The following is a 10,668-nucleotide window of genomic DNA, read 5'->3' on the forward strand; positions in this document are numbered from 1 at the left end:
TCGATCGGAGTTGGCCCCCCGGCGATACAGCCGGAGGAAGACGCACGTACTTCATTCTCCCATGCCGGCAGCCCGGACCGACCCGGGACAATCGTCCAGGTCAGAGGGGGTGACCTGGTGCGATCGTCCAAGCTGACGCCGAGGGCGCCGGTCAGTCGTCCGGGTCCGCGCGCTCCAGGGCGGGGCGCGGGCCGGGGGCCGCGGTCAGCAGCAGATCGGCCGCGGCCGTGTCCGTCACCAGGCTGGTGACCAGGCCGGACCGGAGCACCGCCCCGATCGCCTCCGCCTTGCGGGCGCCGCCCGCGATGGCCACGACCTCCGGGATACGGCGCAGCCGGTCCGCCTCCACGGTGATGCAGCGCTCCCCCAGGTCACGGCCGACCCGGCGGCCCTGGGTGTCGAAGAGGTGGGCCGACATCTCGGCGGCCACACCGAGCGAGGCGTAGTGGGCGCGCTCCTCGTCGGAGAGCATGTCGTGGACGGTCGAGATGCCGGGCTCCCAGGAGCCGATCGACACGCAGGCGACGGTGACCTTGTCGAAGTACTCGAAGGCCCGCGCGATACCCGTCTGATGGCGCAGCGCCGCGGCCGTCGCGGGGTCGGGCAGCAGCATCGGGGCGTAGATGGGGTGCGCCTCGCCGCCGGAGACCTGCGCCGCTCTTCGTACGGCCTCGACGGAGCCGCGCTCCGCGGTGCCCGCGTCGTACACGCCGGTGAGCTGGACGACCGTGCAGGGCGGCAGCCGGTCGAGGGCGGCAGCCATGTGGATGGTGGACCGGCCCCAGGCCAGACCCAGCACATCACCCTCAGCCACCAGCTCGCCCAGCAGGTCGGCAGCGACCTCGCCCAGGTTCTCCGGGTCGGGCGACTCGTCCGCGGCCTCGGCCGGGGACTCGACGACGACCGCGTGCCGCAGGCCGAAGCGGGCACGCAGCGCGTCGGAACGCTCGGCGTCCAGCTCCGCGGGGACACGGATCTCGATGCGTACGAGATCGCGCTCGAGCGCCGTCTCGAGGACCCTCGCGACCTTGAAGCGGCTGACGCCGAACTCCTCCGCGATCTGGATCTTGGACTTGCCCTCGAGGTAGAAGCGGCGGGCCATGGCCGCCGCCTGAACAAGCTCGGCGGGTCCCATCCGCAGGGCAGACCGTCCCGCCGACCTAGCAGACACCGCGATCTCCTCACTGCTGTTCATCCGTACACACTTACCGCTGTACACACTCCGGACCCGCCATCCTGTCAGATCCGTCTGTCCTTGATCAGCCCCGTTGGGCCAACATCGGTTGAACAAGCGCGGCCATGGCGTCAGTGGCCGCACGCCCAGGCCGCGGAGGCGGTCGCCGCCGTCGCCTGTTCACGGAGCATCCGGACCGCCGCGGCCGGATCGTCCGCGCTGTAGACCGCCGAGCCCGCCACGAAGACATCGGCGCCGGCCTCCGCGCACCGCTCGATGGTCGACGCCGACACTCCGCCGTCGATCTGCAGCCACAGCGGGAGGCCGTGTTTGGAGATGAGCTCACGGGTACGGCGGATCTTCGGCAGCATGATGTCGAGGAACGCCTGCCCGCCGAAGCCCGGCTCCACCGTCATGATCAGGAGCATGTCGAGCTCGGAGAGCAGATCCTCGTACGGCTCGATGGGCGTGGCCGGCTTGAGCGCCATCGACGCCCGCGCACCCTTCGCCCGGATCTCACGCGCCAGCCGCACGGGGGCGGCGGCGGCCTCGACGTGGAACGTGACGGAACCGGCGCCGGCCTCGACGTACTGGGGAGCCCAGCGGTCGGGATCCTCGATCATGAGATGACAGTCCAGCGGGATGTCCGTCGCCTTCGCGAGCGACTCCACGATCGGCACGCCCAGGGTGAGGTTGGGCACGAAGTGGTTGTCCATCACGTCGACGTGGAGCCAGTCGGCGCCCTCGACGGCCTTCGCCTCTTCCGCCAGTCGGGAGAAGTCCGCGGAGAGGATGCTGGGATTGATCTGAACGGCCATGGGCCAAGCCTGCCATGCCCTCGGGCACTTCCCCTCCCCGGGACGGTACTCGGGTACGGACCAAGGGCCGGTCGGACCGGCGCAGTCCACCGCAATCCGGGCGATTGGTTGCGTCATCGGCGACTGGACGGCATCCCCCGTCGGTCGCCGGATGTACCGTCCCGTGGCCAGGGTGTCGGGACGAGTCAGACCGAGGACACGGATCTGGTCCGCGAGCACGTCGGACAACAGCCACAGGGCCTGCTTCCTGTTGCACCCGGCTGTCAGGCCGGCGAGGGAGACGCGGGTCGTCAGCCTCTCACGCTGGTCAGGTCCCATGACGCGGATCTGGTCCCGCAGCAGAGCGGCGAGCAGCCGCAGGGCCCGTCCAGCGTTGCCCGCCTGCGCCGTCGCCATGGCGACGGCTGCCCGGATCCGCAGAGTATCCGGATGGTCGGGCCGGGCACACGGGTACGGCCCCGCGGACCCTGGTGTACGACAAGCTGCCCGAGGCGCAGACCGTCCCGCGAACGGATCACTCGTTCCAGGACGCTGCACGAGCGGCGGGCCTACGCGGTCCGTCGCAGCAGCGCCAGGTACATCGCGTCCGTGCCGTGCAGATGCGGCCACAGCTGCACGTCGGGTCCGTCGCCCAGCGCGGGCACGCCCGGCATCAGCGGGCGAGCATCCACCCACTCCGCCTGCGCGGCCGGGCCGCCCCGCCCGCGCAGGACGTCGTCCACGACGACCCGCGTCTCGGCGAGATGCGGCGAGCAGGTCGCGTAACCCACCACGCCGCCGACCCGGACGGCCTTCAACGCCTCCCGCAGCAGGCTCCGTTGCAGCGGCGCGAATCCCTCGAGGTCCTCCGGGCGCCGGCGCCAGCGCGCCTCGGGGCGTCGCCTCAGCGCACCGAGGCCCGAGCACGGCACGTCGACGAGCACCCGGTCGAAGACGCCTTCCCGCCAGGGCGGGCGTGTGCCGTCGGCCGTGATGACCTGGTACGGACCGGGGTTGCCGGTCAGCGCCCGCCCGACCAGCCGGGCGCGGTGCGGCTGCTTCTCCGACGCCAGCAGCGACGCGCCCCGCTCCGCGGCGAGGGCGCCGAGCAGCGCCGCCTTGCCGCCGGGGCCCGCGCAGCCGTCGAGCCAGCGCTCGTCGGCGCCCTCCAGCGGTGCGTTCGCCAGCGCGATCGCCACGAGCTGGCTGCCCTCGTCCTGGACGCCGGCCCGTCCCTCCCGTACGGCCCCGATCGCGCCGGGCTCGCCGCCCTCGGCGAGACGGACGGCGTAGGGGGACCAGCGCCCGGGCAGCGCCGAGTCCTCGCCCAGCACGTCCAGCAGCTCGTCGGTGGTCGAACGGCCCGGCCGGGCCACCAGCGTCACCTCGGGCCGTTCGTTGTCGGCCTCCAGCAGGTCCTCGATGCCGGCGCGGCCGCCGCCGAGCGAGTCCCACAGCGCGGAGACGACCCACCGGGGGTGGGAGTGGACGACCGCGAGGTGGTCCTCGGCGTCCTCGTCGTAGGGCGGCGCGACCCGCTCCAGCCAGGCGGCCAGATCGTCCTGCGAGATCTTGCGCAGCACGGCGTTCACGAACTTCGCGCGCCCGTCGCCAAGCACCACCCGTGCCAGCTCCACACTCGCCGACACCGCCGCGTGGGTCGGGATACGGGTCCCCAGCAGCTGGTGCGCACCGAGCGCGAGCACGTCCAGCACGGGCGGGTCGACCTCGCGCAGCGGCCGGTCGATGCAGGCCGCGATGATCGCGTCGTACGTGCCCTGGTGGCGCAGCGTCCCGTACACCAGCTCCGTCGCCAGCGCCGCGTCACGCCCGTCGAAGTCGTCCTTCTCGCGCGCCTTCTTCAGCAGCGGCGGCAGGACGAGGTTGGCGTACGCGTCCCTCTCGTCGACCGCCCGCAGCGCCTCGAAGGCAAGAATCCGCACGGGATCCTTCTTGGGGCGGCGGTGGGGCCTGGGGGGACGGCGACGGGACTGCTCGCTCAAAAGGTGCTCCGCGTTCGAAGAGGGCTGAACCCTCTCAGCCTACGTCCGCCGCGCCGACCCGCTCTCCCGGGCCGATGCGCACACCGCGCGCCCAGTCGGCGGCCCGCATCGGCTTCTTGCCCTGCGGCTGCACCCACACGAGCTCGACCGCGTGGGACCCGGTGCCGACGTGCACATGGTTCTTGCCCGCGTCGAGCTCACCCGGACCGAGGTCATTGCGGTCCGCCGACAGCCCGGCCTGGATCAGCTTGAGGCGTTCGCCCCGGAAGACCGTCCACGCGCCCGGTGCGGGCGTGCAGCCCCGTACGACACGGTCGACACGCAGCGCCGGGGCGGTCCAGTCGATATGGGCGTTCTCGACGGTGATCTTCGGCGCGAGGGTGACGCCCTCCGCGGGCTGCGGCACGGCCTGCAGTGTGCCGTCCTCGATGCCGTCCATGGTGGCCACGAGAAGCCCCGCACCGGCGAAGGCCAGCCGGGTCAGCAGGTCGCCGCTGGTGTCGGTGGGACGCACGGGCTCGGTGATCACCCCGTAGACCGGGCCGGAGTCGAGCCCCTCCTCGATCTGGAACGTCGAGGCGCCGGTCATCTCGTCGCCGGCCAGGATCGCGTGCTGCACGGGCGCGGCACCGCGCCAGGCGGGCAGCAGCGAGAAGTGCAGGTTCACCCAGCCGCGGGCCGGCACGTCGAGGGCCGCCTTGGGCAGCAGCGCGCCGTAGGCGACGACCGGGCAGCAGTCCGGTGCGATCTCCCGCAGCCGTGCCAGGAACTCCTCGTCGCGCGGTCGCACCGGCTTGAGCACCTCGATGCCGGCATCGGCGGCGCGCTCGGCGACGGGGCTGGCGACCAGCCGCCGGCCACGGCCCGCGGGGGCGTCCGGCCGGGTCACCACGGCGGCGACCTCGTGACGGTCGGAGGCGATCAGAGCGTCCAGGGCGGGGACGGCGACCTCGGGGGTACCTGCGAAGACGAGCTTCATCGGTGGCTGACTGCCTCTCAGACTGGTGTATGCGGTGACGAGCAGCACACCAGTCTATGAGCCCTGTCCGCAGGGGGCGTGCGGAGGAGCGTGCGCCCTGCGCATAGGCACATACGCCCCGAAGCGTGACCAGATCGCCCGCCGATGCGTTGGTCAAGAGAGATTGACCCAAGCGGGCCGCCCCGTACGCGGCCCGAACCCTTCTTCATCGCCGGTTCGAGAGGCTTGTCAATGGCCGACCACGCAACCCACGACGCCCAAGCCCGGGCGAGTCTGCACCTGTTGGTGCGGGACATCGAGCGGGTCCGCCGACAGGTGGACGCATTGCGCACGCTCACCGCCCAGCTGGGGAATGTCTACCGCCCGCGACGCTCCGGCCCCTCCACGGGCTTCGTCGTCTACGGCCGGGCCCCGGCCCCGACCGTCCGACTCGCCCAGGAGCTGCGGGACAGCGTCGAGACCCTTGTGACCGCGGCGGTGGACTTCGACCGCTCCCTCGGCTTCTCCTGGGACGCGGTCGGTTCGGCCCTCGGCGTCACCAAGCAGGCGGTCCACCGCCGTTACGGCGCCAGGCGCCAGGCGGCCGCGGCGTCTGCCACGGCGACGGAGGCGGAGGGGGAGGGGGCCGCCGCGACGCGTACGCTGCCGGCGGCGTCGGGGCTGTCCGCCGTCCCGGCGGTCCCGGCGGTCCCGGCGGCCCGCTCGATGCCGCCCCAGCCGACGGACTCCCGCACGAGCGCCTTCCCCGGCCCACGCAACGGCTGACGCTCCACTGGCCACGCTCGTGGAGCGTGGCCCGGTGCAGTCGCCTCGGGGGCCTGCCCATCCCACCCCTCGGCCCGGTGGCCTTGCGTCTACCGCTTGAGCCGGTTGGTCACGGCAGCGGTGAGTTTGACCCGGTCGATGCGCAGCGCCAGGTCCTTGCCTGCCTTCACGGGCTTCGCGTACCAGGGCAGGCCACGACGGCGCCAGCGCACGGCCTGCAGGCCGGCCTGCTCGGGAACGGCTCCGAGCAGACGGGCTCGGCCGCCGCCCAAGTACATCTGCGCCGTCCATGTGCCGGACGGAAGATCCGAAAGCCTCGTGGTGACCCGGAAACCGCTCCGGCCGTGGGGGGAAGCCGCGAACTCGACCACTGCCGCGTCCTCGGCCTCCGCCGCCTCTTCGTTCGTCAGGCGCAGGCGCAGTGCGTCGTCGGGGATCGACGCGAGTGTCCAGGAGCCGGTGACTTCGAGTTCTCCGGCCGAGGTCCACGCGACGTCGTCGACGCGCACCTTGTCCGCGACACGGTGCTTGTTCTCGCCGATGTCCAGGGTCAGGTTGTCGTAGGGGTGGGTGAAGTACAGCGCTGCCGCCATGTACTCCCCACCGCTGTCGAGAACATGCGTCTGCGGCGCGCTCACGATGTCGGGGTCGCGCCGGTTCCCGAAACGGATCTCCCTGGTGACCCCCTCGACGTCGAGGGAGACGAACACGTCCCACAGTCCTCGGGGCAGCCGTTCGCCGGCGGCCGCTGTGGCCAGGTCGACCGTCACGGCAAAACCCGCGGCCGGGTAGTCGAAGATGCCGGCGTCCTCGTCGGCGCCGACGCCGGGGGCGGGCACCGTCCGGGCGGGAAACCGGTGTTCCACCCTGGTGCTGCGCTCGCGCAGCACCAGTTCCGTGGTGTGGTGCGGGGCTGCGACGCGCCGCAGGTAGGCATGCCCGGCGATGTGCAGGCCGTCCCTGTCGAGGGAGACCGCGTCGAGCCGGTGGCGCACCTGGAGTTCCCGCGTGATCTCGTAGCACTCGTCCGGCACGCCACGTGAGCTGTCGCGGAAGAACGGGAGCCGGGCGTAGGCACGGCCGGCCTCGACGAGGACCTCGGGATAAGTACCGCGCGAACGGTGCTCCTCGTCCGCCTTCTCCAGCTCGACGAGTTCGTCGAGCAACCCGCGTTCGATGAACGCGCATCTGGTTCTTGTGATGGCGCCGACTCTCTGTCTGAGCGTGGGGGTGTACATGCGCGACAGAAGCTCACGCAGCTCCTGCAGACCCTTCTCCTGGACCGGCCGCTCCGGCTCCTTCGCGAGGTGGATCAGCGCGTGGAACAGATCGATCGACAGATGCCTGTTCAGCAGACTGTCGCGGTCGGGACCCGGTTCGACATGTTCCTCGACGAGGTCGACCATCATCTTGAGCGTCTGGATGCGCTGTTCGGCCCCGCGGGTGGTCACGGTGATGTTCTGACCGTCGTCCCGCTTGACGATGAAAAGACAGTCGTAGTCGGCGACCACCGAGATCCCGTCGGCGCGGAGATACGCGAGGGCTGTGAAGAACTGGTCCTCGCACACCTTGTAGCCGGTCGGGAAGCGCAGGCCGTGGCGCTCGACGAGGTCCCTGCGGAACAGCTTGAGGGGGTTGAGCGCCCAGTAGACGCGGGAGTTGAAGACATCCGTGCGCGGTTGGTTGCGGACGAACATCGATGCGGGGGCCCCGCGTCCGTTCACACCGACCATGCGGCCCAGCACCACATCGGTTCGGTTGGTCTCCGCGGCGGCGAGCATCCGTTCCAGCGCCTCCTCGCCCAGATAGTCGTCGGCATCGAGGAAGAAGACGAACCGGCCCCTGGCGTGCTCGATTCCCACATTGCGCGGGGCGGACGGCCCGCCGGAGTTCTCCTGGTGAATGACCGTGAAGCGCTCCGGGTGCGCCGCCGCGAAGCGCTCCAACTCGTCGCCTGTGGTGTCGGTCGAGCCGTCGTTCACCGCGATGACCTCCAGCCGCTCCATCCCGAGCGACTGTCCGATCACGGACGTGAGGGTCCGTGTCAGATACGGCATGGCGTTGTAGGCGCCTATGATCACGGATATGTCGGGCGTGGTCACGAACCTTCTCCTCGTCCAGGTGCCTCGCCGTTCCGCCGAGGCACGGAGCGCCGCCAGGACCTGCCTGGGGCTGCGCGGTGACCCTCTCGTTCCCGAGAGGTTCTGGGATTCGTCGCCGATGCGGGTCCGGGCCTCGGAGTCAGCAGCACCGCCCCGGGCGTCGCTGCGGAGGGCGGCCCGTCCGTGTCAGTGAGTCTCGTGATGTTACGTCAGGTCTACACCAAGTCACAGTCCCGGGGGCACGGGTGACGATCCGCCGACTGCCTGCGGGCATGCGAAACCGGGGGGCGAGGTCGAGGCGACGGGATACTCGCACACCCCGCATGTGTGACGCACATGCGGGAGTTCGCGTTCGGTCGCACCGGCCGGAGACGTATCGGCCGAACTCTCCGCTCGGGCAGGTGAGTTCCCGTTTCGACCGTCAGCCGATGTCCGGCGGGTCGATGCGCAGACGCGCCTGGTCCGGGCCGCCCCGCGCCAAGCGGGACGCCTGTGCCGACTTCAGCGCCGCCGCCAGCGCGGCACCCTTTCCCGGCGGCACCCGCACCAGCGCCCGCTCCCACCGCTCCCCCGGCGGAGGGTCCCCGGCCCGGCGCGCCCGCCCGAGCACCTCCGGCATCGGCACCGGCCCGAGCACTTCCGCTTCCGCGGGCAGGTCCGCCTGAGCCAGGAACGCCGACACGGCGGACGGGCTCCCGACGATCTCAGCCATCCGGGACACCGGCGGAAAGCCCAGCTCGGCCCGCTCCGCCAGCTCCCGCAGCGCGTGCCCCACCGGGTCCCAGCGCACCAGCGCCTGTACGGGACGCAGCGTCGGTTCGGCGACCACGACGACTGTGCCGCCCTCCGCCTGCGGTCGCACCAGTGAGGCCGCGCCGATCCAACGGCGCAGCGCCTCCTCGCCGGCGCGGAGGTCGGGGCGGCCGAGCATGGCCCAGCCGTCGAGGAGCAGCGCGGCCGCGTAGCCGTCGCCCTCGGGAACGGGCTCCGCGCCGGGCGTGGAGACGACGAGCGCGGGCCGGGCGGGGACGGTGTCGAGGACGTGGTCGCGGCCCGAGGTCCGCACCGGCACCGCTGGGAACGCGCGGCCGAGTTCCTCCGCCGTGCGCCGCGCCCCGACGATCTGCGCCCGCAGGCGGAACGCCCCGCATTCGGCGCAGTGCCATTCCGGCTCGCCGCGCCCGCACCAGCCGCAGCGCAGGTCGCGCTCGTCTGGCGCCTCGAGAGGACCGGCGCAGCGGCGGCAGCGGGCGGGCGTACGGCACCGTTCGCACGCGAGCCTCGGGACGTAGCCGCGCCGGGGCACCTGGACGAGCACGGGGCCGTTCGCGAGCCCGTCCCTGACGGCCTGCCAGGCGATGCTCGGCAGCCGGGCGGCTCGGGCCGCCTCGTCGCGCGCCAGGTCCTGGTCCCCGACGGTCCGTACCAGAGGCGCGACGGCCCGTACCTGCGCCCGGTCGGCGAGCAGTGGTGCGGCCCAGCCGCTCTCCACGAGCTGGGCCGCCTCGACGGTGCAAGCCGTGCTGCCGAGCAGGAAGGCGCACTTGTCGTGGCCGGCGCGCAGCTCGAGGACCTCGCGCACATGCGGAAAGGGGGCGTTGTCGTCGCTGTGGCTGGAGTCCCCGTCGTCCCAGATGGCGACCAGCCCCACGTCCCGTACGGGAGCGAACATCGCGGCCCGGGTACCGACCACCACGCGGACGGAGCCCCGCCGCACGGCAAGCCACTGCCGGTACCGCTTCTCGGGCCCGGACTCGGCGGTCAGGAGGGTGTGGTGGCCTTCGCCGAGCAGCGCGGTGAGCGCGGCATCGACGCGGGAGGCGCGCCGGCCGTCGGGCACCACGACGAGCGCTCCCCGCCCCGACGCGAGGGTCGCCGCGACGGCGCGTGCCAGCTCCTCGGGCCAGTGCGGACCGGGCAGCGCGGTCCAGACGGCGCGCGGCGCTCCGCCGGCTGCGAGCGACTCGATGAAGGCTGGTCCCCGCCCGTACCGCTCCCAGGTGCCGGCTGCGGGCGCGGCCGGCGGCGGCAGCGGGTCCGGTGAGGGCTTGGCCTCCGCGCGGCCGTTCCTCGGCGGCACGGCGAGCTGGAGCACGTCGGCGAGACTGCCCGCGTACCGGTCGGCGACCGCGCGGGCGAGGGAGAGGATCTCGGGGCTGAGCACCGGCTCGGGCGAGACGACGTACGCGAGGGCGGCGAGGGCGCCTGGGTAGTCGGATTCGGCACGCCGCTCCATGAGGAAGCCGTCGATGAGCCCGCCGCCTTCGCGGCGCCCGTCACGCACCCGGTGCGCACCGGCCCCGAAGCGCACCCGTACCCGCACGCCCGGCTGGGCGTCGGCGTCGAGCTCCTCGGGCACGGCGTAGTCGAAGAACTGATCGAGGTGGAGCACGCCCTTGTTGACCATGACCCGTGCGACGGGCAGCTCCTTGGCGAGCGCCGCCCCGCGCCAGGTGCGCGGCTTGGCCTTCGGCACGTTGGCACGGCGAACGGTCTCGCGGATGAGCGCAAGCTGCTCGGGCCCGTCGGCGGCGGGCTCTGACGGCTGCTTGTCTTCGCTGCTCACAGCCAAATCCTGCCAGAGCCCACTGACAGCCCCACGGGGCCGGCCTCGGGAGGTTCGTGGCTGGGGCGCCTGGGTCGGCCACGACAGCCCGCCCGGCATCGGGGACCCAGGCTCCGGCAGCCCGGCCGACCAACGCCCCGGCATCCCCCACGCGCCGGAGCGCGGAAACGGCGAGGGGCCCCGGGCGAGCCGGGCCAGGGACCCCCCCCGTGGGGGGAGAAAAACCCCCCCCCCCAAAAACAAAAGGGATCCCAACACCCCGCCCCTACCAGAACGGGCCCC

Annotated in this window: 7 protein-coding genes; 1 reads left to right on the forward strand and 6 read right to left on the reverse strand. The window is 72.4% G+C overall.

Annotated features, from left to right (window positions below; translation table 11 throughout):
• Nucleotides 1–151: 151 nt before the first annotated feature.
• From ACZ4SA_RS25475 to fmt, 4 genes are all read right to left on the reverse strand, one after another.
• Entirely contained in the window at nucleotides 152–1,195 is a 1,044-nt protein-coding gene (locus tag ACZ4SA_RS25475; protein ID WP_468278648.1) for a sugar-binding transcriptional regulator, read from the reverse strand.
• Between the two features lie 110 nt (nucleotides 1,196–1,305).
• The gene (rpe, locus tag ACZ4SA_RS25480; RefSeq protein ID WP_468278682.1) at nucleotides 1,306–1,992 is read right to left on the reverse strand and encodes a ribulose-phosphate 3-epimerase; all 687 of its coding nucleotides are present in this window, start codon (nucleotides 1,990–1,992) and stop codon (nucleotides 1,306–1,308) included.
• 548 nt (nucleotides 1,993–2,540) lie between these two features.
• Nucleotides 2,541–3,974 (reverse strand): RsmB/NOP family class I SAM-dependent RNA methyltransferase, encoded by a 1,434-nt coding sequence (locus ACZ4SA_RS25485; protein ID WP_468278650.1) that lies wholly within the window; start codon nucleotides 3,972–3,974, stop codon nucleotides 2,541–2,543.
• Between the two features lie 34 nt (nucleotides 3,975–4,008).
• The gene (gene fmt / locus ACZ4SA_RS25490) at nucleotides 4,009–4,953 is read right to left on the reverse strand and encodes a methionyl-tRNA formyltransferase (RefSeq protein ID WP_468278653.1); all 945 of its coding nucleotides are present in this window, start codon (nucleotides 4,951–4,953) and stop codon (nucleotides 4,009–4,011) included.
• 231 nt (nucleotides 4,954–5,184) lie between these two features.
• Here fmt and ACZ4SA_RS25495 point away from each other — a divergent pair, with 231 nt between their 5' ends.
• Nucleotides 5,185–5,718: a hypothetical protein gene (locus ACZ4SA_RS25495; RefSeq protein WP_468278656.1), complete on the forward strand. Its 534-nt coding sequence runs from the start codon at nucleotides 5,185–5,187 to the stop codon at nucleotides 5,716–5,718.
• A gap of 89 nt (nucleotides 5,719–5,807) precedes the next feature.
• On the opposite strand, the gene ACZ4SA_RS25500 is transcribed toward ACZ4SA_RS25495, so the two are convergent.
• The gene (locus ACZ4SA_RS25500; protein WP_468278658.1) at nucleotides 5,808–7,820 is read right to left on the reverse strand and encodes a glycosyltransferase; all 2,013 of its coding nucleotides are present in this window, start codon (nucleotides 7,818–7,820) and stop codon (nucleotides 5,808–5,810) included.
• 421 nt (nucleotides 7,821–8,241) lie between these two features.
• A complete protein-coding gene (locus ACZ4SA_RS25505) occupies nucleotides 8,242–10,386 on the reverse strand; it encodes a primosomal protein N' (RefSeq protein ID WP_468278661.1) in 2,145 nt (714 codons plus the stop codon).
• Nucleotides 10,387–10,668: the final 282 nt, after the last annotated feature.

The organism is Streptomyces sp. NPDC027962 (genome assembly GCF_055566095.1).

Bases quoted from the DNA above. Each gene is read 5' to 3' on its own strand.
- ACZ4SA_RS25475 (WP_468278648.1), bottom strand. From the start codon at position 1,195: ATGAACAGCAGTGAGGAGATCGCGGTGTCTGCTAGGTCGGCGGGACGG.
- rpe (WP_468278682.1), bottom strand. From the start codon at position 1,992: ATGGCCGTTCAGATCAATCCCAGCATCCTCTCCGCGGACTTCTCCCGA.
- fmt (WP_468278653.1), bottom strand. From the start codon at position 4,953: ATGAAGCTCGTCTTCGCAGGTACCCCCGAGGTCGCCGTCCCCGCCCTG.
- ACZ4SA_RS25495 (WP_468278656.1), top strand. From the start codon at position 5,185: ATGGCCGACCACGCAACCCACGACGCCCAAGCCCGGGCGAGTCTGCAC.